Source organism: Aequorivita sp. H23M31 (assembly GCF_004022485.1).
In the GTDB taxonomy this organism is placed as follows: Bacteria; Bacteroidota; Bacteroidia; order Flavobacteriales; family Flavobacteriaceae; genus Aequorivita; species Aequorivita ciconiae.
Genome location: NZ_CP034951.1, coordinates 1,474,678 through 1,499,822, shown reverse-complemented (window position 1 = coordinate 1,499,822; position 25,145 = coordinate 1,474,678). Strand labels below are relative to the sequence as shown.

General features: G+C 46.9%; 34 protein-coding genes. 8 read left to right on the top strand and 26 right to left on the bottom strand.

Going from position 1 to position 25,145, the window contains the following annotated elements; genetic code table 11:
• Window positions 1-10: 10 nt before the first annotated feature.
• From EI546_RS06635 to EI546_RS06570, 14 genes are all read right to left on the bottom strand, one after another.
• A complete protein-coding gene (locus EI546_RS06635) occupies window positions 11-730 on the bottom strand; it encodes a hypothetical protein (RefSeq protein WP_128249814.1) in 720 nt (239 codons plus the stop codon).
• Window positions 718-1,236 carry a hypothetical protein gene (locus EI546_RS06630; protein ID WP_128249813.1) on the bottom strand — a complete coding sequence of 173 codons (519 nt, stop codon included), beginning with the start codon at window positions 1,234-1,236 and terminating at the stop codon, window positions 718-720. The genes EI546_RS06635 and EI546_RS06630 overlap by 13 nt, the downstream gene beginning before the upstream one ends.
• Window positions 1,236-2,150: a hypothetical protein gene (locus EI546_RS06625; protein ID WP_128249812.1), complete on the bottom strand. Its 915-nt coding sequence runs from the start codon at window positions 2,148-2,150 to the stop codon at window positions 1,236-1,238. The genes EI546_RS06630 and EI546_RS06625 overlap by 1 nt, the downstream gene beginning before the upstream one ends.
• Window positions 2,151-2,153: 3 nt before the next feature.
• The gene (locus EI546_RS06620; RefSeq protein ID WP_128249811.1) at window positions 2,154-2,666 is read right to left on the bottom strand and encodes a hypothetical protein; all 513 of its coding nucleotides are present in this window, start codon (window positions 2,664-2,666) and stop codon (window positions 2,154-2,156) included.
• The gene (locus EI546_RS06615; protein WP_128249810.1) at window positions 2,663-2,872 is read right to left on the bottom strand and encodes a hypothetical protein; all 210 of its coding nucleotides are present in this window, start codon (window positions 2,870-2,872) and stop codon (window positions 2,663-2,665) included. The genes EI546_RS06620 and EI546_RS06615 overlap by 4 nt, the downstream gene beginning before the upstream one ends.
• Window positions 2,873-2,874: 2 nt before the next feature.
• Window positions 2,875-4,125, bottom strand: coding sequence for a leucine-rich repeat domain-containing protein (locus EI546_RS06610; RefSeq protein ID WP_128249809.1), 1,251 nt, complete (start codon window positions 4,123-4,125; stop codon window positions 2,875-2,877).
• The gene (locus EI546_RS06605) at window positions 4,122-5,219 is read right to left on the bottom strand and encodes a hypothetical protein (protein WP_128249808.1); all 1,098 of its coding nucleotides are present in this window, start codon (window positions 5,217-5,219) and stop codon (window positions 4,122-4,124) included. Before EI546_RS06605 ends, EI546_RS06610 begins: the two co-directional genes overlap by 4 nt.
• 6 nt (window positions 5,220-5,225) lie before the next feature.
• The gene (locus EI546_RS06600; RefSeq protein ID WP_128249807.1) at window positions 5,226-5,513 is read right to left on the bottom strand and encodes a hypothetical protein; all 288 of its coding nucleotides are present in this window, start codon (window positions 5,511-5,513) and stop codon (window positions 5,226-5,228) included.
• Window positions 5,513-5,794, bottom strand: a complete 282-nt coding sequence (locus tag EI546_RS06595; RefSeq protein ID WP_128249806.1) for a hypothetical protein — start codon at window positions 5,792-5,794, stop codon at window positions 5,513-5,515. The genes EI546_RS06600 and EI546_RS06595 overlap by 1 nt, the downstream gene beginning before the upstream one ends.
• Complete coding sequence (locus tag EI546_RS06590) at window positions 5,794-6,000, bottom strand: hypothetical protein (RefSeq protein WP_128249805.1); 207 nt, start codon at window positions 5,998-6,000, stop codon at window positions 5,794-5,796. Before EI546_RS06590 ends, EI546_RS06595 begins: the two co-directional genes overlap by 1 nt.
• Before the next feature lie 5 nt (window positions 6,001-6,005).
• Complete coding sequence (locus EI546_RS06585; protein WP_128249804.1) at window positions 6,006-6,476, bottom strand: hypothetical protein; 471 nt, start codon at window positions 6,474-6,476, stop codon at window positions 6,006-6,008.
• On the bottom strand, window positions 6,473-7,525 hold the full coding sequence (locus tag EI546_RS06580; RefSeq protein WP_164905192.1) for a hypothetical protein: 1,053 nt from the start codon (window positions 7,523-7,525) through the stop codon (window positions 6,473-6,475). Before EI546_RS06580 ends, EI546_RS06585 begins: the two co-directional genes overlap by 4 nt.
• Before the next feature lie 14 nt (window positions 7,526-7,539).
• Window positions 7,540-8,193: a DUF6046 domain-containing protein gene (locus tag EI546_RS06575; RefSeq protein WP_128249802.1), complete on the bottom strand. Its 654-nt coding sequence runs from the start codon at window positions 8,191-8,193 to the stop codon at window positions 7,540-7,542.
• Window positions 8,194-8,269: 76 nt separating this feature from the next.
• Window positions 8,270-10,249, bottom strand: a complete 1,980-nt coding sequence (locus EI546_RS06570; RefSeq protein WP_128249801.1) for a phage tail tape measure protein — start codon at window positions 10,247-10,249, stop codon at window positions 8,270-8,272.
• Window positions 10,250-10,288: 39 nt separating this feature from the next.
• On the opposite strand from EI546_RS06570, the gene EI546_RS06565 reads away from it, so the two are divergent.
• Complete coding sequence (locus EI546_RS06565) at window positions 10,289-10,492, top strand: hypothetical protein (protein WP_128249800.1); 204 nt, start codon at window positions 10,289-10,291, stop codon at window positions 10,490-10,492.
• Here the strand turns inward: EI546_RS06565 and EI546_RS16205 are convergent, their stop codons facing one another.
• The 9 genes from EI546_RS16205 to EI546_RS06525 all read right to left on the bottom strand — a co-directional run bounded on the left by EI546_RS16205 (window position 10,493) and on the right by EI546_RS06525 (window position 16,430).
• Entirely contained in the window at window positions 10,493-10,636 is a 144-nt protein-coding gene (locus EI546_RS16205) for a hypothetical protein (RefSeq protein ID WP_164905191.1), read from the bottom strand.
• 95 nt (window positions 10,637-10,731) lie between these two features.
• The gene (locus EI546_RS06560; RefSeq protein ID WP_128249799.1) at window positions 10,732-11,088 is read right to left on the bottom strand and encodes a hypothetical protein; all 357 of its coding nucleotides are present in this window, start codon (window positions 11,086-11,088) and stop codon (window positions 10,732-10,734) included.
• 50 nt (window positions 11,089-11,138) lie between these two features.
• The gene (locus EI546_RS06555) at window positions 11,139-11,573 is read right to left on the bottom strand and encodes a hypothetical protein (protein ID WP_128249798.1); all 435 of its coding nucleotides are present in this window, start codon (window positions 11,571-11,573) and stop codon (window positions 11,139-11,141) included.
• A gap of 6 nt (window positions 11,574-11,579) precedes the next feature.
• On the bottom strand, window positions 11,580-12,761 hold the full coding sequence (locus EI546_RS06550; RefSeq protein ID WP_128249797.1) for a DUF2586 family protein: 1,182 nt from the start codon (window positions 12,759-12,761) through the stop codon (window positions 11,580-11,582).
• A gap of 2 nt (window positions 12,762-12,763) precedes the next feature.
• On the bottom strand, window positions 12,764-13,117 hold the full coding sequence (locus EI546_RS06545) for a hypothetical protein (RefSeq protein ID WP_128249796.1): 354 nt from the start codon (window positions 13,115-13,117) through the stop codon (window positions 12,764-12,766).
• Window positions 13,114-13,560, bottom strand: a complete 447-nt coding sequence (locus EI546_RS06540) for a hypothetical protein (RefSeq protein ID WP_128249795.1) — start codon at window positions 13,558-13,560, stop codon at window positions 13,114-13,116. The genes EI546_RS06545 and EI546_RS06540 overlap by 4 nt, the downstream gene beginning before the upstream one ends.
• Window positions 13,557-13,958 (bottom strand): DUF5675 family protein, encoded by a 402-nt coding sequence (locus tag EI546_RS06535; RefSeq protein ID WP_128249794.1) that lies wholly within the window; start codon window positions 13,956-13,958, stop codon window positions 13,557-13,559. The genes EI546_RS06540 and EI546_RS06535 overlap by 4 nt, the downstream gene beginning before the upstream one ends.
• A gap of 199 nt (window positions 13,959-14,157) precedes the next feature.
• On the bottom strand, window positions 14,158-15,171 hold the full coding sequence (locus EI546_RS06530; RefSeq protein WP_128249793.1) for a hypothetical protein: 1,014 nt from the start codon (window positions 15,169-15,171) through the stop codon (window positions 14,158-14,160).
• 65 nt (window positions 15,172-15,236) lie between these two features.
• Window positions 15,237-16,430, bottom strand: a complete 1,194-nt coding sequence (locus tag EI546_RS06525; RefSeq protein ID WP_128249792.1) for an ATP-dependent Clp protease proteolytic subunit — start codon at window positions 16,428-16,430, stop codon at window positions 15,237-15,239.
• A gap of 70 nt (window positions 16,431-16,500) precedes the next feature.
• Between EI546_RS06525 and EI546_RS06520 the strand changes: the two genes are divergently transcribed.
• The 7 genes from EI546_RS06520 (at window position 16,501) to EI546_RS06490 (ending at window position 23,047) form a co-directional block, all read left to right on the top strand.
• Window positions 16,501-16,998 carry a hypothetical protein gene (locus EI546_RS06520; RefSeq protein ID WP_128249791.1) on the top strand — a complete coding sequence of 166 codons (498 nt, stop codon included), beginning with the start codon at window positions 16,501-16,503 and terminating at the stop codon, window positions 16,996-16,998.
• 2 nt (window positions 16,999-17,000) lie between these two features.
• Complete coding sequence (locus EI546_RS06515) at window positions 17,001-17,234, top strand: hypothetical protein (protein ID WP_128249790.1); 234 nt, start codon at window positions 17,001-17,003, stop codon at window positions 17,232-17,234.
• On the top strand, window positions 17,231-18,754 hold the full coding sequence (locus tag EI546_RS06510; RefSeq protein WP_128249789.1) for a hypothetical protein: 1,524 nt from the start codon (window positions 17,231-17,233) through the stop codon (window positions 18,752-18,754). Before EI546_RS06515 ends, EI546_RS06510 begins: the two co-directional genes overlap by 4 nt.
• On the top strand, window positions 18,754-19,176 hold the full coding sequence (locus EI546_RS06505; protein WP_128249788.1) for a phage protein Gp36 family protein: 423 nt from the start codon (window positions 18,754-18,756) through the stop codon (window positions 19,174-19,176). The genes EI546_RS06510 and EI546_RS06505 overlap by 1 nt, the downstream gene beginning before the upstream one ends.
• A gap of 1 nt (window position 19,177) precedes the next feature.
• Window positions 19,178-21,763, top strand: a complete 2,586-nt coding sequence (locus EI546_RS06500; protein ID WP_128249787.1) for a phage portal protein family protein — start codon at window positions 19,178-19,180, stop codon at window positions 21,761-21,763.
• A gap of 249 nt (window positions 21,764-22,012) precedes the next feature.
• Window positions 22,013-22,504 (top strand): phage virion morphogenesis protein, encoded by a 492-nt coding sequence (locus tag EI546_RS06495; protein WP_128249786.1) that lies wholly within the window; start codon window positions 22,013-22,015, stop codon window positions 22,502-22,504.
• Between the two features lie 39 nt (window positions 22,505-22,543).
• Entirely contained in the window at window positions 22,544-23,047 is a 504-nt protein-coding gene (locus EI546_RS06490; RefSeq protein WP_128249785.1) for a hypothetical protein, read from the top strand.
• On the opposite strand, the gene EI546_RS06485 is transcribed toward EI546_RS06490, so the two are convergent.
• The 3 genes from EI546_RS06485 to EI546_RS06475 all read right to left on the bottom strand — a co-directional run bounded on the left by EI546_RS06485 (window position 23,044) and on the right by EI546_RS06475 (window position 25,092).
• Complete coding sequence (locus EI546_RS06485; RefSeq protein ID WP_128249784.1) at window positions 23,044-23,238, bottom strand: hypothetical protein; 195 nt, start codon at window positions 23,236-23,238, stop codon at window positions 23,044-23,046. The two genes, EI546_RS06490 and EI546_RS06485, sit on opposite strands and share 4 nt — an antisense overlap.
• 128 nt (window positions 23,239-23,366) lie before the next feature.
• Window positions 23,367-24,125, bottom strand: a complete 759-nt coding sequence (locus EI546_RS16315; protein WP_205649760.1) for an HNH endonuclease — start codon at window positions 24,123-24,125, stop codon at window positions 23,367-23,369.
• A gap of 16 nt (window positions 24,126-24,141) precedes the next feature.
• On the bottom strand, window positions 24,142-25,092 hold the full coding sequence (locus EI546_RS06475) for a hypothetical protein (protein ID WP_128249783.1): 951 nt from the start codon (window positions 25,090-25,092) through the stop codon (window positions 24,142-24,144).
• Window positions 25,093-25,145: the final 53 nt, after the last annotated feature.

The window sequence follows — 25,145 nt, the reverse complement described above, 5'->3', positions numbered from 1 at the left end:
ATTCTAAAAATTATGGAAGGCTGATGTAGCCCGGTCTGTTAATAGGTATTACGGTGTAATCAAAAACCAAAGGCACACTGGGCGCTGTAACGTTGTTGATGATAACATCAAACCCATTGTGTTTTCTATTGTTGATATCCCATGTGAAAGCCCTTGAAAAGTTTTCATCCGCATTCAAGGCCCTAAAATTGCCCAGCACCTGATAATCCTTAGTGCCTATGTTTCGGCCAAAGTTGATGTGAAGTATAGTGGCCCCGATGTTATACACAATAACGCCGGTAAATACACTGCCCGACTTGAGGTACTCAAGCTGTTGCCGCCCGCGTATAAAAGAAGACATCAACGCGCCATAAGTACGACCGGGATGGGTTCCCACCCTTGCCGTTCTTACAATTTTGCCGGGCCTGTCCTGGTATATGGGATCGGCCTGCGTTCCCACGTTAAAGGTTAACAGCTCAACACCTTCAAAAAAGGAAATTTCCAAATCTGAAACGCCCACACTGGAGCCAGAATAAGCCTCTATTGTCCAAAGTTTGCCGCGATATAATAACACCCCAGTAGTAGCCGTAGAGGTAGCTCCCGTGGTTGTCCAAACAAAACCGCTCAAAATCCTATTACCCGGCAACCTGTCCAAAAGTTCCTGTATCGGCTTCTGAAAGCTCTGTTGAAACTCCGTAAGCTCCTCCCTGTTTTTTGGGAAGCCTGTCTCTTCTATAATTAACTCAACCATATTATCGTATATTTTGTTCCAAACATTTTATAATAATCCAGATATGCCTTTATGCGGGTCAATAGCCTTTCCTCATCTCCCTCATATAGCGGGCGCATCCCAATGGGCAAAAACACCGTAAAATCACTCCCGTACACATTAAAGGTGCCCATATCAAAAAACCATTGTGGGTCGCCTTTGTCCTTATCGTAAAAATAGAGCGGCTCCCCCTGGTCCTTGTCATAATAATGCTGTGTAGCGGTGATGCTCGCATTGTTGATAAAAATCCGCCGCTCAACGTTGTCAAAATGGTCGTTCAGCACCTTTTGAAGCAATGTAATAGAGGCATTATGCTCCGTCTTATAGATTGCTTCTGTTTTGAAGTTGAAGAAAGAACCATGAATCGAAACAAAAGGAGAAATCAAGGCTCTTAAAAAAGATAACAGCTTTGGCTTGCGCAAAACAAGCGGCAGCAACTGTTCCCTGAACTTATCGTAATCTACACTATATATATTCCCGTTGACCATTATCTAGCTATATATTGAAATGTGCTGTTGGGGATATCCAACTTAAAATACCCGGATTGCGGCTGCCTGAATTCCACGATTGGCCCCACGTTCCCTTGTGGGTTGCCATCATCATAATTAAACCCGGTATAGGCGCTCGATGCGCTCTGCAAAAATACATCCGTTACTCCAGCCACATTTTCCACTACATCGTTCAGGTGCTGAAGGGAAAGCTCGCCATTGAAATCGCGGGCGTTCTTATCTATCAGATAGGCGCGCAAGGCCGAAATTACGGGGTTATTGTCCGTACCGTCAAGCCGCTGCCCCAGATTGTTAAGTATCGTAGGATCGTAATATATTTTATAATGTACCTTCAATTTGTCCGCTTCCGCACTGCTCGTCGCAAGGCTGATCCCCGCCGCACCCATCAGGTTCAGATACGCCCGAAACCCTGCGTGCTCCTCATAACTTAATGGTTGCAGCTCACCATCGATGCTCTTGGCCACCTTGATGCGCAATATCCCGTGTCCGTTCATACTGCCTTCCACCACAGCCGCCTTGGCCACTATTTTCCGTGCGGCTATCTCGGCAATGGTCAAACCCGTATTATCATATATGCCCGTTTCTGGCAGTTCCTGCCCGTGCTGATAGTTAAGCGCAGTCTGGGTGTACCAACCCCTTGAAAACGGGCGAGAAACGGCAATGCGCTCGTCTATATCTGCCGAAAGTATGGCCCATAGCTTATGGAGGCTCCACGCCACAACGGCCACCACATAGATAATGAGCCTGAAAATGCTCACCTTACTGGTACTGGTAAGGTTGCCCAGCGTAGCCTGTTCGTTCTCGGTCAACACCGCAGTGGCCGGTAGCGCATCGGCACCCGCAGCGGTATTGAGTATTTGGGTCTGTATTTCGTTTATCGTGGGCGTGGCCATATCTTACTCAAATTTTGATTTCCTATCCGTTTGAAATTTCTTGATCTGATCGCCGTGAAGCAATCGTATCTTCACCTTCCCGTCCGGGGAAATGAGATCACGGTACTTATAGTTTGCCCGGATCATGTCCCAACTCGATCCGGGCAAAAAAACACGGCTCCACACATAGATGGCATCCGCTGTTTCCGAAAAAACTTTCAGATCGGCAAAATCAAATCCTGTTGCTGTTTTTCTGAATTCAATCGTTAACAAATTCACCTCGTTACGGTTCATTACCGCCTTTTTGAGTGTGAAAATATAGGTAAGCGAAGTAGAAGTTTCGGAAATCCTCCAGAACGAGTAGTCGTAGCCTACATTAGAGATCAGGAGATCGGCCAGATCGCAGGCTTCATCTTTTGTCAAGTCTTGTGTTAGGGCCTGAATACTCATGTAGTGCTCTCGGCTCTGGTTGTACCCATCCTGCGCCCCCATCTTGAAAAAAACAAAAAGCGAGAGTGTAATTAGTACTGCCTTCATTGTCCGTTTGTAATTAGTTCCTGTTCAAATTCGTCTATCTTAGTCTGGTCCAAGTGGGACAAATGCACCCGTGCAGCTGCAATTGTATCCCGTAAAAACATTTGGGAATTTGAGATTCCCCTAATCCCTTCCTCGTTAGGTTCAAGTACGTGGTATATCTGCTCGGTGTCGTAGATCACATCTACAATAGTATTTTCTTCGTTCATAATTATGCGTGTGTTATAGTGTGTCCATATTGGTGTTGAAGCACGTAAACCCTTTCTCCGGAGGTTGTGGGCGTGCCGTTGCTTACTCCCTGTACATAACCCTCGGGCGCTACCTTAGACCCCGTAAATTGTATTACTTGTGTACTTGGTCCTGCTCCCCAAGCGATGTTCCGGAACCTGTTGGGATAGGGTGCAGGTGCCTGGTTAGGGAGGATAGAAGCATTTTCAGTGACAAGCTGGTAGAAAAGGGCAATAAAATTATCTGTCTTGGCTACGGTATTCAGGGAAGAGTTAAGGTTCTGGAGCAAAGTTAAGCTTACAAGTCCTTTCCATTTTGTGGTCATATCACTGTAATCTACATTGCTGTTGTGGTGCCAGAGGGTTTTAAGCCTCGCTAAGTTCGTGCAGTCTATAAGGTAACCAAGAGGCAGGTTAAGCAACTCGAGTTTGGAGAAGTTTTCTATACCTGGGATATGCTGCAAATTAGCATTACCGTCTAATCTCAAAATCACAAGTGTATCTGCAAGCTCCCCAAATGTCTCGTCCAGCTCGGTAATGTTACTGGCACTCAATCCTAATCTTTCAAGCCGTCCGAATTGGTTCAGTTTGAAAAGGTTGGAGCTGATTTTATCCGATAGGTCAAAAATGCTATTGGCCTCGAATGTCTTCAGGTTGAGGTCAAAGAAAGAATCTGGGATTTTGGATAGCGTTTCTGCAAATGCCATGTTAAGGTTGAGCTCCTCCAGGCTCTCCATTTTCGTTAGGTCTGCCGGAAAGGAAGTAATCCCTCTTGCAGCACTAAATGTAAGCACCTTCAACCCTTTCGCATAATTAATGTCGCTGGTTATAGCGCCCTCTAAAAATGTTCCTACGCTCTCAAGTTTTTCAAGTTTGGAGAAATTTTCAAAACTGAAAGTGATCGTTCTTTTCCCGCTATGGCTATCTTGATAGATATGCGGCTGTATTACATCTGCCGCACCCCCAGAGCCTGGGGTTGTGCTTCCGGTAGGTGTCCAGGTTAGGTTACTTCTTCCCGGAACGTCCAAATTGCTGTGTACGGAAGTAGCACCATCGCCCCAATTGACGGTAACAATGCTGTTATCCGAAATTCTCAACCTAAAGTACTTTGAGATGCTTGTTGGGTGCGGATCCGGAAACTGCGTTCCCCGCACCTCAAGGGAAAGACTGTTTACCTTGCTCTCAATGGGCTTTCCGTTTTTCGTTAATATCCTGTTTTCAGAAGTGAGAATCATAGCGTGATAATTCTATAGGTTAGATATATCGTGCCGGGAAACTCGTGCGCGGGGTCGTCTCCTTTGCTCTGGATGAAAACAGCGTGGTTGGGGATTATCTTTTCCCCGGGGCCGTAACCGCCTTTCTGGTATATGCCTGCCGTGCTTGTTCCGACGATCCAGGCCCAGCTCCAGAAGGAATTACTGTAGCCCACAACAATCTGGAAAGTAGTTGGTATGGTGGAGGGAGCGTCTATTTTCAAGGCCGAAGAAATAAGTTCAATGGCTTTTCCTGCACCCGGGGCGGGTATAAGCGTGATTGGAGAGGCACCAATTACTTTCATTTCAGCAGCTGTGATGTTTCTTTTGAGCTCCAAGATCCTGACAGAAGTGTCATTGCCCATAGGCACACTTGCCCATTCACTCGGGGAGTCGTTCACCTTCTTATATATCAAGCCCAATTGCTTGCACACCACGTTGAACGGACGTACCGCATTGGGATAGGCTATATTAAGATCTGCAGATGACATAGTTACAGACTGCGCATCACGGAACACTTCATACTCTGTCATTTCCTTGCTCCCTGCCCGTTGGTTCTCGTCCACGGTCATCAGCACCTCCTTGGTGATGTGCTTGTATTCTGGCCTGTACAGCGATCCCCAAGTGTCTGCCACGAAATAGCCGTAGCTCTCAGTGTAGAGTATCCTTGCGGTGCCCTTGATACCAACAGAGCCTCCTGCCGTTGGAAGCTTTAGCGGAAAGGCACCTGCACCCACACTCGGACTGTCGTGGTTGATGCGTACCTCGTAGTTTTCAGAAAGATTGAGAATGTGAAAATCTTTCTTTCCTTTGATACCGTTGATTATGGCTTGGGCGTTCTCGTTGGTGAACACAAGAAGATCTGCCGTTACCTCCAGATCGTTGTAGTTGCCGCCATTGGTGATGGTCTGGGTGGTGAAGTTGCGAAGCCCAATAATTGCCTCCGCCAACAGTTGGATGCTGTTCAGCTTCGGGTCTGCGTGCCTGGTCCTTTTGTCCAGCTCCTCTACCAGCTCGGCACCTTCTCCTATGCTATATGTTACCCCGCCGTAAGGCCTAATGTTTTTCTGTATCATAATTTTCTACTCAAAAAGTCCGTTTTCAAAAAGTCCGTTTTCAAAGAGGTGTTGGGTGTTACCACCTTTCTGGTTTCTTATATCGGTGGCTGTTTGCACCATTTTATTCCTATAATACCGAACCATCCCCGCGCTTATCATCTTTCTCGGCGTTAAGATTTCTTCCAGCCCGGAAAGGTCTTCCGTAATGGAAAAGCCATTCAGCAGGGCCATGTCAAATATCCCCTCCAGCCCGCCCATCTCGCGAATGGTGATGTCCTGGAGACATTGATTATATAGTACTGTTGTTTTCATTATTTTATCAGCTGTTTTGTCCGTAAAAATTCCTTGATGGCATTATAATCCTTGCCGTCCATCGCTAGATGGAGACGGATTCTTTCCTCCACCAAGGATCGCTTTTCCTTGCTCTTCATCAACTGAAACAAACTGGCACCCAACATGGGCGCAGATTTCAGCTCGCCTTGGTTCAGTTGAAGGATCAAGCCAACTTCCTGCATTTCGCTTTCACCCATTACCAGTTCCCCGTTTGCATCAAACTGGATATCATTATCGGTGTCGAGTAAAAAATCTTTCATTATGCTGTTATTGTTCCTGCAGCGGCACCACTTCCGGGGGTTACGCCGGTAACGGTTACCATTCTTCCCATTACGTACGCGTCTATGGCGTCTGCTATTTTATTGGCCTGCTCGGTTCTGGCGCGTGCGGGTTCTATCTCCACATCGCTGCCATCGTCCAAGGCCGCTTTTATCATTTGCGCTAAAACTTGTTTTGTTATTGCCATTTTAACTATATTAAAATCTTGTTTAACCGCTGTTTTATTGCCGTAACGGCCGGTACGTTTATAGTGGTTCCGTTCACTACTATTATTTTGTTCACTTCGTCTATAAAATCATTCAACACCTTTTTTAAACTTTCGCCCTGGGCCTTTACCACAAAACCGTCGTCCTTCATCTCCATTTCGGCATCGCCCACTTTGTGCATCCATTCTTCCGCTTCCTCACTCCAGATCAAAAAACTATTGTTCCCTTGGTTGTTGATCATTCCTATTAGGCACCGACTTCCTGTTTTTGGCTTGGTGTAAATTTCTCCAAGGCCCAAAAGCACGTCATAATAATCCAGATCGTCCACCACCCCAGTGGCAGTCATTGTTTTCTTTCCCCAGTCCACCTCCTTCACTACGGCAAAAGCGGTCTGTATGGGCTGGCTCTTTTTCATCTTCTCGGCCATCAGGTTGTTGAACTCTCCAATCGCATTCATTCCGCATACGCTTTAGGTCCCAACTGTATCTCCTGGCGAATGCCATCCGCTCCAAAACTTTTGCGCACACTTTCTATATAATAAATGCCCTCGCGCTCCTTAAAAAGCCCGGACACCAGTTTGCACTTCATGCCGTGGGTAACGCTGGGGGTGCCAAAGGCCGTAAAACTGCCATCAAAACCATCTACCTTAAAGCGTTTGTACTCTATCTTGGCCAAGGCTTCCAGTTCCTTCACGTCCGTTACGTTGTAAAAGGTCAACTGCCGTTCGTCTCCGTCCACATCCCCAATGCCGTCCACTTCAATTTTACTTCCATTGGGGAGCGTGCTCACCGCTTTTATTTTCAGCTTCACATCTTCTTTTCGCTTATAGTTTAAAGCCGTAGAAACGCAATTTCTTTCCAAATGAAAAACATCTATATCCGGATCAATGATGAACTCCTTTTTTTCAACAACTTTTCCATCTACATAAGAAACATTTGTTCGTGTTCTCTCAACGGCATAATATTTCCCACTACGCACTTTGCCATCTTTCCAATAGGTGTACAAGCCCCAATCCGACTGTAATTTTTCAAGAACGGGCCCTACCTGTGTTTTTGGCAACCTTACGGATCCAAGAGTGGTTCCTTCCAGGGCGTCTATTTCATAGCCCGGAATGATTGTTTGCAACAATTCCTGAAGCGTGATGTTTGGCGACGAAAAATTTACCGGCATCCGTTTTATCTTAAACATCTCATCCTCAAACTCCATCACCACGGGAATGTCTGCCGAAACGGTGGTGATGTACCCTTCGAACTCCTTTATCGATATTCCGTTATAGCCCCAAGAGATAGAAACTTTATCACCTCTTTTAAAGAGTTTTCTAAACGCTTCTTCGGGTTTGGCCATGGTTTCTCCATTGCCGTTAAATAGTTTAATATTTCTGGGCAGGGTAATCCTGCCCTTGCTAACAGGTTCTTTAAAGGAACTTTCAAAAGCTATTTCGGTGGCTTTGTTCAATACAATTTCATCCCGATCTTCGGTGGCAAAAAAACGTATTTCACAATGCATCACATACATATCTTTTATATTGTATTGGTTAATTGCAACTCCAGCGGATCATCACTATAGAGCTGCATCGTAAATGCCACAACATCTGGTTTACCCTGTGGAATGTTATAGGCAAAATCTGCCATTGCCACCCTATAAATTTCCAGCTTTCTAAACAGGGGTCCTTCTATCTTGATCGCATCGGCCAGTTTTTCCCACTGCAGCAGTTCTTCCAATTGCTGCAACGATGTTTTTCCGGGAATCGGCAAACAAAGGCCGCGAACATCAATGTGCCAATCGTCAAAGCCATAAATCTCCTTGACGGTTCCGTTGCTTCCCAGTACGTTTGTCCGGGTTATGTTTTTTGAACGTCTAAAGGAAAACATGGTAGCTGCTGGCAGGACCATTGTTTTCATTTCTACTTCTTCCAGTTCGCCATTGAGTTTATAGCGCCAATACTTTCCATCATCGCCATCAAAGCGCGCTTCAAAAACAATGGGCGTGCCCATCCAGCTTTGTGGTAGGGTTTCGGTTTCGTTTATCTGCTCTTCAAGCGTAGGAAGTACATCCACGTCAGACCAATCAAAATAGGGCGGGGCCTGCCTAAAAAAGGGCTCGGTTATATAGATAGGGCTGTTGATGCCAAAAGCCGCCTGAAACAATTCCCCTACGTTATACCGTATGTCCATTTATCCTTCTTTTTTCGATTTCGATCCTCCTCCGGCGGACAAGTTTCGAATTCGATTTCAATTTCAATTTCAATTGCTACACCGTTACCAGCGCATCGCGCAACCGGTCGTTCACCATTCCCACTATTTTGTCCGCCACATCGCGGATATTCGTGTCCTTGCCCACACTAAAGTTGTTGGTTATGTTCAAGGTCATCGCAATGTTCTTTACGCCACCTGCTCCGCTGCCCACATTTAGGCCGTCTCCTTTTTTGCCTTTTTTCTTATCGTCATCAAGGGTCGTAACCTCGGGCGTTTTTATTGTATTGTTCAGGTTAAAGGGCGAATCTTCTTCTTCGTCTTTTTTCAATGAAACGCTCTGCCCGGCCTTGATGAACTCGCCTACAGACTCCAGCAACAGTTTACTGGCCTCGGCCTGCGCTTCTTTTATTTCGGTCTTTCGGTCTTCAACACTGGCATTGATCTGGTCTATCATTGCTTGGTTCTCATCGCTATCGCCAAGACCCACGGCCTGTTTAAACTTGTACCAGCCCAATTTTATCTTGTCCAGGGCGATCATAATGCCGTTGACCATTAAAGTAAAATTCGCCTTGATCTGTGCCACCCACGCCTGTACCAACAGTTTCATCCCGTTCAGGGTGTGGTCCCACGCCTTGCCCCAGCCTTCTGTGGCCGAGACCACCCACACTATGGCGGCCACTATGGCCAGTATCCACCCGATAATGGGAATGCCCAAAATGGATTTTCCCAGAATGTTGGTGGCAAGTGCCCAACCTTTAGTAGCGATAGCATTGAGCCAAGCGAGGTTTTTGAGCGCGGTCAGTATGGGGATGGCTCCCGCCAGCAATTGAATGGCGGGGCCAAAGGTCTGGGCATATTCGCCCATGGTGCCAAAGGCATCGCCCGCCCAGGTTTTTATGTTGCTGAAAAGTTTTTTAAAGCCCGAAGCGGTTTCTTCCACGGCCGGTATTTCGTCCAGCGGGGGAATGTTCTCGTTAAGGCCCATGATAAACTCGATGCCCGAACGCTCGCCCTGCTTCTTAAAAATCTTTGAAATGGTCATCTGCTTGGCCTGGGTGGTCATCCCTTCCATGGCCGCAGATACCTGGCGCACGTTTTCCATTGCGGTCTTGCCCACAAGATCGTCGCGCTTTAGCCCAATGGCCGCCAGTGCGTCCTCGGCAGGCTTGTCGAGCTTACGCAGTTCAATCCCTGCCTTTTGTATGCCCTCTATAAAACTGCTGGGGTCTATTCCTTTTTTGGCCGCCGTGGCAATGAGCGCCGTGGCCTCATCGGCAGACACGCCCATTTCGTGAAGGGTGGGCGCATAGCGTTTTAATATGGCAAGGTAATCGCCGTTCAGGTTGGCACCGCGCTTCAATCCTTCCTCCAGTAGGTTCAGGTTGCTCTCAAAACTGCCGCCCATCTGTTGGGTAAGGGCGTTGGCGGCTTCGCCCACGGCCTTGGCATCTTCGTCGTACACATCGGCTATCTCACGGCTCTTGCTCAGGAATTTGTCCAGGTCGCTTCCCGATAGATCGGTAAGCCGTTGGAACTCGTCCCGCAATTTTTTCACGTCCACCGCAAAATCCAGCGCGGTGGTTATCTTCCCCACGATCTCGGACATCTGGTTGGCCTGTATGGCCACACTGCTCCAGTCTGTCTTTATCTTGGCGAAATTCTCAAGGTCTTCTTTAAGGGTTTTGGCATTCTCGGAAGCGTTCCAAAGCTTTTCCTTGAGTTTGTCTATTTCCTTTTGCTGGTCTTCAACTGCTTTTTTTGCCTTGGACCAAGCAACTCCCGGAGCAGCCTTTTTATAGGCCTTTTCCAAATCTTTTAGGGTGCGTTCCTTGGCAGTTAGTTCCTTCCGGGTTTCCCTTAGGTTAAGCTCTTCGTTCTTGAGCGCGGCCTTGGTTTTCTTTTCCGTCAGCCCCCAATTGGTGCCCAGGTCCTTTACAGAGTCAATGGATTCCTGCACATTGCCCACCACCTTCTTGATGGACTCGCGAATGTTCCCGCCAAGATTTAATATCCATTCTGTTGAAACTGATGCCATTATTGGTTATATTTGTATATGCTTTCTGCCTTAAAAAATATGTTTGCCTTTGTCCGGGCCCTTGCCCGATTGCTGTTTTACAGCTTGCTCTGGGTGGCATTGTTTGCCATTCCCTTGGCTTATATCGTCTTGCTCATCTATAACTTTGAGCATGTATTTGCGCTTACCTTTTGGTTTGTCTTTGCGGTGGCCGTTGTCTATATCGGCACGCAGGTAGATTCCAGGACACGCACCTTCAAATAGCTATTTCTTGCCGAACACGGCATTTACCACCTCTACCATTACCTTGCGGAACGCTTTTTCCATAATGGCCTCTTGGGTTTCCAATTCCATCCGCTGCACATAGACCCACTCCTGGAACCGCTGTGCCCAATCCTGGTCGCTCAAGGTGTGGGGGTCTATACCGTATTGAACGCGAAGAATGGCATCGATCTTCTCAAAATCCCGACCGGTGCCATCCTTTGTATCTAACCAAAACCGGGCTAAATCTTTTTTATATCCGCCTTTGCCGACCGCGTAAGCTCCCCGATCTTCCCGACCAGTTCGCCATAAATACTGCCGTCGTTTTCGTAGGCTTCCTTGTCGCCCTCCAGCACACAGCCAAGCATTACCTTTTGCTGTGCCGTTACGTCCTTCTTTCCTTCATACTGCACCACGGCCTGAATTACCGACCGTGATGGTTTCTTTACCAGATAATGAAAGGCATAACCGTCGTCGGTCTCGACCACCACTTCCCGAAGATTGCGTTTTCCGCCCACCTTTGCCGCGTGTGCCTCTATTTCAGCATCGCCAAAGGGACGCACTACTTCTAATTTCTTGTCTCCTGTCTTCTCAGCCATTTTATTGTATTTGGTTTTCGATTTCGATTTCGATTTCGATTTCGTAAAAGTTATATCACATTCCAGTCAATATGGCTCACGATAAGCTCATATTCCGTAGCAATCGTACCATCGGCCTGTGAAACCTCAATGCCGTCGTTCTTGAACTCGCAGTTCCGGACAACGTCCTTATAGATTGTACCGCCCTCGGTCTCGTATTCCACCACGACATCAAAGGGAGCAATATCCTGCAACCGTTTTCCCGCGGGCATTGCCAGTTTCAGGCCGTCCACCTCTTCCTTAAAAAGGGTGATGGAAGCCTCGGCCTCATAATTGCCACGGCTCCTTCCCACGGGGTACGGCCCTGCGCCATAGACGTTCTCCTTTTCCATGGAGTCGCTGTACTTGAGTTCGGTAATGCCTTCCACATCCCGACCCATTAAATTGGCCGTGATGGAGTTCCACCCCTTCATCGTGCCAAACTTGTTTATGATCCTTTCTGCCATGTCCTCTTAAATATTATTGGTTAATCCCACCGCCACCGTAAACTCGTGCACGATGCCGTCCGCAACGATCAGTGCCTTCACCTTTACGGGCTGGGTACTGTTCACTACCTGTTTGTGGTCTATGCTCACTTCAAAGCCTGAGATGTCGTCTTCGGTAAGCATTCGGTTCAGGCTCTTTTCCAGAAGCGTTTTCCAATAGGAAACCGTTGTGGATGCGATAAACCCGGTAGTGGGGTCTTTCTTTACCTTGCTCTTTACCTTTGGCAAAAGCGTTTCACGGATGATGCGCGATGCCTTGTTCCATACCCGGTTGTTTTCGATAAATGCGTAATCCGAGGTCTGTTCTATGGCAGTGTAGCTGTTCTCAAAGAAAAACCCGGGATACCCTTCATAGCTTGCCGCTACTATATAACCCTTTTCAATGATGGCATTGAGCTGCGATTTGGCCATCGCACTTACCGAAGTGCCATCGGGCAGATAACTGCCTATCCACCTGCCCAGAGAGCCGTTGGTCAACGGGTAGTCGTTCCCGCCACGGCTGTTCAGGGGTTTCCGCTCAATATCCACAGAACCGAGGTTCTCAGATACCTTGCGTACGGCGATCATCCCTAAAACGGAGCCTATCGAAGCCTTGCCGTCATTTTTCTCGCACGCGGTGGCTACCGATACAATTGGGCATTCCTGCGTGAAAAGATCAATAGTGGGCATAACATTGCTTACCCCGATCACCGCAAAGTCGATCAACCGGTTTGCAACGGCAAGCGCATCGATAATCGCTTGGTGATCGCCCAGATCGGTCGCCTCCAGCTCGTTGGTGGTCTCCACCCCGATAAAATCAGTAGCATAGCCCTTGATGTCTTTATTGGCATTGAGGAAACCTGTAATGTCTGCCACCACATCGGTAGAAAACAGGTACAGCGTAGCCTCGGGCGCCAAACGGAAAAACTCCACGATCTGGTCGTAATAGTTTACGCTCTCGTTGGCATCAAAGCTCTCGTTAAAGCCCAGTTGCTCTGCGTCATAAACAGAGCGGATTTTCACGCCCAACCCTGCATTGTTCACGTCGGCATGCAATGTGGTTGTCTTCATTCCAGAAAACACCATTGCCACGTGGTTGTCCGTGCCCAGGGCTTGGCGTTCCAGCCCGCCCTGAAGCTTTTCAATATTTACTCCTGAAAGTTGTGCCATGTTCAGTCTTCGTTATTGTTTATTCCCAGTTCGGCCAGCCTGTTCTGGTAGGCTTCCTGGACTGTTTTGCGTTCGTCGTTGGCAAAGGCCGAAAGGTCTTCCAACGTGGCTTCTTGGATAAGCGCAATGCTATCCTTGGCGTTCATCTTTGGGGCTTCCGGGGCTTCGGGTTCGGGCAAGGTTCTATCTATGGCGATTACCCTGCCTTTTCCTGCGTGCAGCTCGGCACGGTTCCTGTCCAAAAAGACGTTCCCGTCCGTAGTGGCAAATACCGTGGTGGCATCTGGAAAGCGTTCAAATACTCCCTCTGCTTGGGTGGTCAATTCTGCTTCTGAATATGTTTTTTTTGTGTTCATAACCATTTTTTTAAAAGTTGTACGGCAGTCACTATCAATGCGAGGGCCAATAAAGCACGCCCGAGATTGATCTGTACTTCCTGCCAGAATGTTAGTTCGTTTATATATACGGGTATCTCCGTCTTTTCGGTGCTGTGGGTCTCTTTCCACTGTGCCAGGAGTTCCTGCGCACGGGCTTCACAGTCCACCGTAAGCACGCTGTCCTTTAGGGTAAGCTTTGGGGCCTTCAAATTTTTGCCGGGCGTTTCCCTGGTCTTCTTTAAAACCGGTTTCCCATCGATGCAGTCCACAAGGGTAATGGTACGGCTACTGTCTCTTTCTATTTTAAAGACCGTGTCGCGCACTACCACCTTAACCTCGCGCTCAATGGTCTTGGGTACCATCTTTCGGGCTTTGCAGCCCAAGAGCATCAAGGGGATCAATATGGCAAACACTATTCTCATTGTATCGATAGTTCAAAGCCCTCCGGGGCCAATTGCAGTAACTTTTTTAATGTGTTCTTAGAATCGGTCACGTCCCTTGGTCCGTCCCCGTTCAAGTCCAAATGTTTTTCACCTACCAGGATACAGCCCAAAATGTCCGTGTAATAATTACCGGCGTGAATGAGAATCCAACTCCTTCCAGGTACGTCCAGTACGTGAAAATGGTTCTTGAACTTGGGCGAGAACCGCGTTACCACTTGGTACTTCCCCGCAGGAATGCACGATTTCTGCACCGCATTGTTCCGCCACGGCAATTCAAGGGTCTTGCATTCAAAGATCGTTTTGCCGTTCTTTTCCAAACGCAGTTCCCCAAGGGTCTGCTTTTGCTCAAAATGTCTTCTATGGATTACGGCTCGCATTTCAGTTTTTAATTCGATTTCAATTTCAATTTCAATTTCATTCCCCCCCTAAGGGAGCGGTCAGGTTGCATTAACCAAGACCGCCTGTCTTCCCGCAAAGGCGGGTATCTTTTTTTGGAGCTTGGCTGCCTCGGGAAAAATTACCAACAAAACCCTCGGCAGCCCCTTCCTCCAAACAATGTCAAAATCCAGTTTCTCTTTATACGTCCGCACTTACAATCGCGGCACTTCCCTCGATTCCGTAAGCCACGATAATGTGCCACAGACGGAAACCAATGGTGTTTTCCCTATTCTCCGGGTCTTCACTGGCGGCACGCATAAAACGTTTTACGCTTCCGGCAGCTTTCGCAGTACTTCCCTTGTGGAAAACCACGGAGCTCTTGTTGCCGGTAATGGCAGAGCCATAGGCAATCTTCTCCCATTTGGTAGCACCTGCATTGTAGGCATATTCCGGAGTGGTACTGTCCTCATAGATGGTAAACCCGTAATATCGGCTTGCAATGGCACCTTCCTTGTGGTTGTGGTATTGGGTGTAGAACTTTTTGTCCTCGTCCAAAAGGTCGCTCACGTGCTCATCGCACAAAATGAGGATACGTCCTTTTTTGTTGATGCCCTTGGCGTTCATCTTTTCCTGCAGGGTGCGCAAATCCTTTGTGGTCAGTTTCTTTCTTCCCGTGCCGTCATCGGTTCCTGTGGTCTCCAGGACAAACAGGTTTTCGGCCTCAGCCTTTTCCTGTGGTGCAAGGCCCCACAATCCGTATTCCTGGGTCTCGTCCTCCAAAGTTTCGCGGTGCTGTGCTTGCACGTCGCTCACTTTTTCGTAAGGCAGGGCATAGAGTTCGTCCTCGGTAACAATGGTGTTCTCGGTGTCGAACTTGTGCAGGCTGATCACTATATGGCTGTCGTCCCTTCGGTTCTTTACAATGGGATAGTTGGTATTGTCTATCAATACCTTGGGTGCCGCTCCCCGTTTGGGAAGTTTAATGGTGTCCTGGTTCACCCAGTTCTGGCGCGAACGTATCTCGCTTACCCAAGTGTGCTCATGGCGCAATTGCTTGAGCATTTCCTTTTCTGCCAAAGTGTTCTTTAGCTGTGTGTTCACCACCGCTACGGTGGCCAGGGACATTCCCTCGCCCATTCCAAAGCTATGGCTCGCAACAACGGCCAGCACAAACAAAAGCCCGGTCAATAAATAGTTCAATTTCTTTTTCATCGGTTCTAAAAATTGGGTTTTAAATAGATTTTAATACTGTTTTTATCTCAGTTTCGATTTTGATTTCAGAAGTATCCTTTCTGCAGTTCCTCAAATTTCTTTGGGTCTTTCTCCATAAGTACTTCCAATGCCTGCGGATCGTTATCCAAGTAGTCCTGGAGCGTCCATTTGGCCTTTGGGTCTGCGCCCTCGCCCGAAGCATCTATATGTGCCGAGGCCTTCATGGCTGGCACCATACTATCAAGTAGTGCCTTGGTGGAATCATAATCTTTCTTTGCCAATGCCTCAAAATGCGGCTTTTGGTTGGCAGTTATCTTCTTGGCCACGATGGCGGCATCAAGAAGTGCCGTAACGGCCGCGGTCTCGCGTGCTGCCAAGTTGGCCTCCGCGGTCTGTGCCTCCTGGGCCTGAATGGCCAATTGGTCAATGGCAGCTTCTATCTGCGCATCGGTGGCATCTTTTGCCAGCTTCAGCTTGGCAACGATCTCATCTCTGTTTTTCATTTCTGTTTCTGTTTTTGTGATTTCCGGTTTAATCGGTGCGCCACAGGCCGCTATGAGCATAGCCGTTTCCTTGGTCACCGGTGTCTTTTTGCTTATGGAGGTAACAAATCCCTCGTCCAAGGCTTCCTGGGCATTGAGCCACACGTCGCCCTTGCTCCACAACGCCTCTATTTCCTCCTCGGTCTTTCCGGTCTTTTCGGCATAGTGCTTACGGTACTGATCGGTAAGGCTCTTTAAAAGTTTCAATCTGGATTCAATGGCGTTCTCGTTGCCCTCCACCACTGCGGAGGGTTTGTGGTACATAAACTGTCCGTTCTCGGCCATTTCAAACGTATTGCAGATGGTGGCAAGATAACTGCCCGCACTGGCCACTATGGCACCGCCAAAACCCGATACCGTGCCCTCAAAGCGAAGTATCTCGTTGGCAATCTCATTGGCGGCAAACACACTGCCCCCGGGCGTATTTATATACAGGCGTACATCCTTGATGCCCTGCTTTATCAGGGAGTCAACGGTATATTTAAAATCGTTCACCTGAAAACCATAAAGCACTCCCTCCACGCGAATGTGGGCACGGCCACCGTCGTTCTTGGCGGTAACCTGTAGGGGATGCTGTTGGGCAAAAGCTTGTAAATCCATCAATGCTGTACGATTCGTTGAACTGTCAATGGCGCAAATTTGGAAAGCTTTTGCAAGCTGTAAAAATTCCAATCCCGAATCAGTAAGTATTTCATACCAATTCAGTAAGTATTTCATGCCAATTCGGGATTACATTTTTAAAACGAAAGCGGATAATGGCAAATTTGCCAGAGCAATACAGACAATAATGGCGAAGAAGAAAGAAAAAGGATTGGCAAAGAGGCTGTTCATCGATAAGTTGATGGCACAAAAGGAAATTGCCGAAACCGTGTACGTTACCGAGAAAACGGTATCCAATTGGGTGATCGCGGGAAACTGGCGGCAATTGCGCGACGCCAAGCTCAACAACTCACAGTCGCGCACCGAGAACATCAAAAAGGTGATCGCGGAGCTTACCAATATGACCCTGCAGACCCTCGAGGAAATCAAGATAGCGGAGGCCAACGGAGACCAAGCACGGTTACTGGACCTGAAAAAGGAGACCACCCGTATTTCGCAAGAAGTGGCCATGTACCAAAAAGCCCTGGAACGCCTTGAAAAGGAATTCAAGATAAGCCTGAGCACCTACCTTGAAGTAATGGAGGACGTATTTGAGGCCTTGATGAAATGGGACAAAAAAGTATATCTAAAAACCATCGACTTCCAAAAATCGCACCTGCAGCACATTGCAGAAAAACTAGGATAATTATGCTAAAAAGAATTATGGGCCTTGCCCTGAACCGCGCACCCCTACGACAGTATTACCTTGAAATAGGCGCATACCTGCTCAAAAAAGGGAGCAATGTGGAAATAGGGCAGATACTGAAGGTGAAAAATGTGAAGCCGGGCGTGCAACAGGTAAAAGTGGTTACCGAAATGTACTTCTCCTTCCACGACAACAAAATAACCCACCGCACCGGAACCCGTGTACTGCGCAAATGAAAAAGATAGACAAACAAAAGGTAGAACGCTATAAAAAGCAACTGGAGATGATCGGCTCGTCCGTCCATCTCAACCCTTTTGAAACCAAACAGGAGCAAAAATCGGCCGTAGAGCGCGCCAAGAAAGATTTCGCCTTTATGGTGGAACGCTACTTCCCGCACTATGCCGGGGCATCTACCCCAGATTTTCACATCAAGTTTGCAAACAAGGTCCTCAAAGACCCCACCTTCAAAGGTTTTGCCCAATGGGGGCGCGCCCTTGCAAAATCGGTGGTCAACAATATCCTGCTTCCCTTCTGGATTTGGATGAACGAGGGCGAATGCTACTTTGTGCTCATCGGTTCCAGTGCGGACAGGGCGGAGCAGCTCCTGGAGGACATCCGTGCCGAGTTTGAGGCAAACCCGCAGATCATCAACGATTTTGGGCAGCAGTTCAACCAGGGCAACTGGGAAGCCGGTTTTTTTATCACCAAGGGAAAGTTCATAGGCCAGAGCTTGGGGATGGGGCAGTCCGTGCGTGGATTGCGCGTAAAGGACAAAAGGCCCACCCATTGCGCCGCGGACGATCTGGAGACCAAGGACATCAACAAAAACCCGAAACGGCAGGAAAGCATCGCCAAATGGATTGAGCGCGACCTGTTGCCAACAATGGACGGGCCCACCCGCCGCTTTGTACAGTCTAACAACCGCTTTGCGCCCAGAATGGTGCAGACCATCTTGCAGGAACGCCACCCGGAATGGACGGTAGATCAGGTAAACGCCTACGATCCCGTTACCTATAAACCCACTTGGTTCGAAAAATACGGCCCCGATTATTTCAAAGCCCTTGAAAGGGAAATTGGCGTACTGGCCGCAAAAAGCGAATACAACAACGATCCCCACACCGAGGGAACCATCTTTCTGGAGAGCCAGATACAATGGGCACCACGCCCAAGGCTCAACCAGTTCAAGATCATATTCGGGTGGTGGGACGTGGCCTATGGCGGTACATCCACTTCGGATTATAACGCCGTGGTAGTGCAGGGACTTAAAGAAACCGATTTTTATGTGCTGGACGTTTTCTGCAAACAGAGCAAGATGAACGAGGCCATTGCCTATATGTGCCTATACCAGAAATCGCTTCCCAAAACGGTGATCGTGCATTGGATATTCGAGGCGCAGTTCTGGAACGATGCCGTGCGCGATGCCATCAAAAAAGGGGAGACCGGTTTTGGCGTAAAGCTAAACATCATCCAGCGGCAACTGCCCAAGACCAGAAAGTACGACCGCATCCTTACCCTGCAACCGTACTATCAGAACAACAAGATTTTTTACGACGAGCGGCTCAAGCACAACAACGATGCGCAGGTGGCACTGGCACAGCTCTACGGCATAGAACCGGGCTACAATACAAAGGACGATTACCCCGATGCCCACCAAGCCGGGATAAGCGAACTGGAACGCTACGTAAGCCACTCGGACAGTAGCGGAGATACCGAAATAGTAACGGGCGATTACAGCCAATCCAAAAACCTTTGGTGATGATATACCTACAGAAAGAAGACCTGATAACCCACGCCTTTGAAAGGCTGATAGACGAATCGTCCAACGACTTTGCCAATACCCTAAAGAACGTGGAAGCCGAAAACATCGGCATCCTCAAGAGTTACCTTGGAGCTGTTTATGACGTGGATACCATATTTGACGAAAATGCGCCCATCCGCAATGCGCTCCTGGTCCGCATCCTGACCAAAATGGTGCTTTATGACGTGGTGCGAAGGAATGCCGCCCGGAAAGTGCCCGCAGACTATGTGGAGGAATACAAGAACGCCATAGAGACCCTTGAAAAGATAGCCTTTGGCAAATTGGAAATAAAAGGCCTGCCCGCTGCCATTGATGACCAGGGCGAGGTAATAAGCACCACGCTATTTGGCGATAACAGAAACCCTAATTTTTACATCTAAGATGAAAAACCTGCTCAACAACTTCTATAAAAAAGCCGAACGCTATTTCCTTGAAAATGCAACCGTGCAGGAACTCAACGTGCACGCCGTGCAAAAGGGAAGTGCCAAGAGCGATTTCCTCGAGGTGCAGACAGAATCCATGCAGGCCCAGACACTGGAAGTATGGAAGCTGGCGTTGCTCCTTGCAAACGATTACCAGAACCCGGACAAGACCATGCTGCAGACCCTGTACAACAACCTGTTGCTGGACAACCATTTGGGAAGCATCATAGACAGCCGCATCCTGCACTCCCAACGGTCGCCCTTCAAGATCATCGACAATGCGGGCAACGAGGTGGAAGACCTATCGGAACTGTTGGAACGTACCTGGTTCGAGGATTTTGTGCGCATTGCGCTCAGCAACCGTTTTGAGGGCGTAAAGCTCATTGAGCTGTACGAACTCGACCCCTTTACCAAAGAGCTCTCCGAGGTAGAGGAAATACCCATGGCACATTTTGATGCCGTACGGGGCATCATCAAGAGAAGACCGGACGAGCTCCACGGATGGCCGTACAAGGAAGGACAACTGGCAAACCATTACATACAGGTGGGCAAGGACAAGGATTTGGGGCTATTGGCAAAGATGGCACCCGTCATCCTTTCCAAAAAGCTGGGCTTTGGTTCTTGGCTGGACTATGTGGAAAAATATGGCGTGGGAAATCTCTTTATCACCACAGACCGCGAAGATGCCGGAAGGCTCAAGCAGTTGGTAGAGGCCGCCAAAAACTTTAAGGCCTCGGGCTTTATGGTGGGGCGCGGCAACGAGAAGTTCGAGATCAAGGGCGGCGATGCCGGAAACCCTGCCAACTTCGATTTGTTGATTGACCGTGCCAACTCCGAAATGAGCAAGCGCATCCTTGGCGGTTCGGGCATTACCGACGAAAAGAGCTTTGTGGGAAGTGCCGAGATACAGTTCCGCATGGCAAAGGACCGGTACGACAGCGATAGGCTGTTGCTGAAAAACGTGATAAACCAGCAGCTATTTCCAAGGCTTGCAAAACTGAGCCCCGTTTATACGGCATTTGCCAACCATTATTTTGAATGGCAGGAAGAGCCGGAAGACCCGGCATACCTAAAGGATTTGGTCACCGGGCTGGCACCGCACTTTGAGCTGGACATAGAGGAACTGAGCCAACGCCTGGGCGTGCAGATACTCTCGCAAAAAAACAACGCTACGCTTCCGCAACCCGAGGAAGGGGACGAAAAAAAAAAGCCCAGGCCAAACGTAAAGGCACTGCTGGATGAGATAACGGCTTTTTATGAAACCCACCACGACTGTGGCCACGATCACTTTGTAGAACCCACCGCCCTGGACTTTGGCCGTTGGGATGCCCTTATAGACCGTATTGCCAAAGACCTGCACGAAGGAAGGCTAAAGCCCGAGGATCTGGACAGCGATGCCATTAACGCCACATATTCTGAACTGAACCAAGCCGGAAGGAACGGATATGGCAAGGATTGGGTCTCTTTTCCCGGGGACGGAAAAGGAAACCTGCCCAACGAGCTGAAGAAAAACCTGTATATGTTTTCCGGTGCAAAAACCTACGCCATGCTGGAACAGCTAAACGGGCTGTTGTACGATAAGGACGGAAAACTACGGCCGTATAACGAATATGAAGTCTTTGCCCGAAAACTGAACCGCCAGTACAACCGCAATTGGCTACAAGCCGAATGGCAGACAGCAAGGACCGCCGCACAAATGGCGCAAAAATGGGAGGGCTTCCAAAAAACCAAGGACCTCTTTCCCAACCTCGAGTTCCGCACCGTGGGCGACGACCGCGTACGCGAAGCGCACCAAGACCTGCACGGCATTATAAAACCCATAGACGATGCGTTTTGGGCCAAATATTTCCCACCACTGGATTGGAGGTGCCGCTGCGACGCCGTTCCCACCGCCGCAGGGCCCAAGGGCAAAGTGCCCGAGGGAATGCCCGAGCCAAACTTTAAGGGCAACGTGGCACTGGACGGGGAGATATTCACCAAAAAAGGAAACTTCTTTAAGCTGCTGAACAGCAACCAGAACGCAAAGCGCAACATGGAACTGATGAAGCTCAATGCGCCCTATGTAAAATCTCCTCAAAACAAGAAGGTGGAAGTGAGCATCTTTGCAGACCAAAGGGATTTAAAACAGAACGTGGAAAGTGCGCTGAAGATTGCGGACAATTTGGATATAAAGGTCCAGATACGTGCCCATTTGGATACCAACATTGCCAAAGGGTTTACGAATGCCGAATACTACATCAATGGAAATCTATCAGACCTTAAAATAAATTTTGAGGAAAACAACTATAAGGCAATTTCAAATGCCTTTACCGCAGCAAAAAAACAAAGGTTGAGCTCGATAGTTTTTGATTTTACCAATAGCTTTAAAAATTTGGATACGACAAGGGTAGCATCAGAAATGAACAAGAACTTGAACTCTGGAAAGAACAGCCGATACAGAGAGTTTATTTTTATTTATAAAAACAATGTAGTTTTAATAACCAGAGAGAATATATTGAAAAATGAAATGGAAGCAATACTGAAAAAGCTAAAATCCGAACCATAAATGATCCGGATTCTAGTGTGGAGCTTGAATTTGACCTCGCGCTCCGAAATACAAATATACAAAACTTTTAAATATGGCGAAACAAAACTTTAAAGACCATCAAACATTATATACGAAAAAAAGCAGACTAAAAGCCTGCTTTCCTGTAGTGTCCACACCAAGGGACTAACCGAGGGTCTGACTAGAAGCACAAATATACAAAACTTTTTAAATATGAATATCTTTAACGAACAGCTTAACGGATAACCGATGAAAAACTTCAAAGCCCCCGACTTTCTCGCAGTGGCGGACAAACTGAAAGCCGATATGCGCCGCCACGCAAAGGTTTACTGCCTGCGGTGGTTTGACGATAGCTTCCAGAACCAAGGGTTTACAGACGCCGCCTTCAAGGCGTGGGACAAACGCGACCCAGACCGAAGCCCGGGAAGGGCCGTCCTGATAGACACCACCTTTTTGCGGAAGAGCATCGGCATTTTAAAGGAAGACGAGACCACCGTAACCTTTGGCACACACGTGCCCTATGCCGCCGTGCACAACTATGGCCTACGGGTACGGGCGGTACAGAACGTGCGGGGCTTCCACAGGGTGCGGAACGGCAAAAGGGAGCAGGTGCAGCCCCACACCCGAAAGATGGACACCCAGTACAAACAGCGCCAGTTTATGGGCGAGAGCCAACAGATGATGGACAACCTGGACCAATGGCTCATAGCACAGATTAAACAACGTTTCACAAATTCCTAAGCTCCCTTTTTGGGGCTTGGGGGCAAAACCATTACACCTATGCAAAACTTTAAAGAACTCTACAAAGAACTGGCAGACAAGATAACCGCCCACGTGCCACAGCTAAAGTGGGTCGATCTGTGGAACTCGCAGGTATATAACCTGGAGGACGAACACCCGTTCCCCACCCCAGCGGTCTTTCTTGCTTTTAGGAGCAACCAAATGGCCGACCTGGGCAAAAAGGTACAGAACGTAACCGCCCAGGTGGACGTATTTGTGTTTTACGAGACTTTTCTCGATACCTTCAAGGGAGCTTACAACCAACAGGACGCCCTGGACTTCCTGGACATTATGGACCAGCTCAACCAGACCCTGCACGGCAGTGGGGGCGACAACTACAGCAGTATGCGCAGGGTGAGCTACAGCCCGGTGGACACCGGCGGCAGTGGCAACCTGTGGAGCATTACCTATGAGGCTACGCTTATGGACTATAGCGCACAAAAAGTATATGAAGAAGGCGGGTTTAAGGACGTGGAGGTACAACCTTACGACGTACAGCTCTAAACGCGGTAAAAAACAATGTTCTCGATGGTCTTGGGCGAGCGGAAATAACGGGCAGACAAAATCTTGAAGATATAGGCATCGGTAAACTTGCGGCACCCGTACTTGTCGTCCTGCTTGCTTAGCTGGGCATAGTCTTCCCGCACGGCACGGTACAGGGCTTGGGTGTTCTTCTTCCGATGGTTATGGGGCATACGCCAAAGATATAAATTTTATCTATAATTTAACATAAGCGCCCAAGTGTGGGTTATTAACAGGGATTTGAACAATAAAAAACCCGCCACTTGGGCGGGGGATGTTGAAATTAACAGATTTAAGTATCTCATCCAATTTTATCCGATTTTATCCTGTTACAAGGTTCACAAAGCAATTGAATATTTCTATAAGTATTAGAACCTCCCTTTGCAAAAGGAATTATATGATCAAATTCAAGTTGTTCATTGCTACCACATTCTCGACATTTACCATTATCTCTGTTCCAAACCAAATCTTTTACTTGTTGTAAAATATGTCTGCTTACCGGACTATTTAACATATTTGAAAATTTGGGAAGTTTTGCAGTATCAAGATTAGCAATATCAGCTCCCTGTTCTATGGCTCGACGAATTTCATTTTCTTGAAATTCCTCAAATTGGTCATAACTCAAATTGAATAATCCTTGTAAAACGACTTTATGAACAGCCTCTTCTTTATCTATTTTATTGTCTGAGTAAATTCTTCCAAACTGCCGGAATAAAATATCCTCGATTTCTTGATATCGCAGAGAGTAAAAATCGCCTTCTTTTATTTTGAAGTGTTTTTTTAGAAGTTCAACATTAAATTTTTCGTTTTCGGAAATAATATGGTCATTCAAAATCAAGTTAATATAAACGATTAAAAGGTCAATAAGTTCTTCTTTTATATTCTCAATTTTCTTGATTTTATGTTCATCAAGTACTTTTTGGATGCTTTCTCTGTTAAGCTCATTATTATATATCAGTTCGGTTATGTCAATTATATAATCACTGAAACTTTCGATAGACAAAATTATTCCAAAGGCTTGATGAAGCTCTAAATCATTTTTTGGTAAAGATGTGGACATAGTGAGAAAATATCAATTAAAACCTATTCAAGATTGTATTCTTCAGATTCTTTGGGGGAGTATAACGATAAATTCTAAAATCGTTTTTAATTTCAACTTCATATTCATAAGTTGTCGATACTTGCAACAAGTATGTGCCATTTTCCTTATCTTTTAAAAATTCTTCAACATCTTGCAAAAAGCCATCAGAAACCTTTCCTTGAAACTGAAGTTTGTTTTTCTTTTTTTCTATTGTTACTGAAGAATTAAGAACCTTTGTGTTTAATTGTTTTTGTCTTTTTTCTTCGGCTTGTTTATCTTTTTCAGCTTGTTGTTTTCTGTCAATTTCAAGCTGTTCCTGTTTTTGTTGAGCTTTTAATTTCTTTTCTTTTTCCAATTCTAATAATCTCTTTTCTTCAGCCGTTTTCTTCATTTCATATTCTTCTTTAAACTTTTGAAAATCGATTGATGTCTCGTTTTCAATAATGACATAAGGATTGCCATTGTTGAAGAAAAATGAAACTCTATCTTGCAAATAATGATTGTAAACCTCTTTTCGTCTTTTTATCTCATCAAACTGCAGAGATGTTTTCCAAAATCCTACATAAAATGCAATTAATTTATCTACTTGTCCGGTTATCTTGCACTTTGTTATAACAAGATCATTTTCAATAGGAGCAACTGTATAATTAAAATGAAGCGTGTATGGTTTTCTATTTGAACCTATAACCATACTTTCTTTATAAATGAATTCAGCTATTCCATGACCATCTTTAAGATTAAATTTTGTGTCCATAAGAACCATACCACTGTTTTTCTCTAAATAATTTTGAACACGAAAGTTTACATAATTCAAATCAAAATAAGTGAATTGTGTTTGATGTCTTTCAAAATTTGGATTATCAGGATAATAAGGGGAGATTTTTGGTTGTTGAGAAAGAGCAATTATAGGAAGGAGAAACACGATTAAAACATATAGTTTATTCATAATTGTAATTGTTTAGTTAATAATTGTTAAATATATGAACTTCAAATTCATTT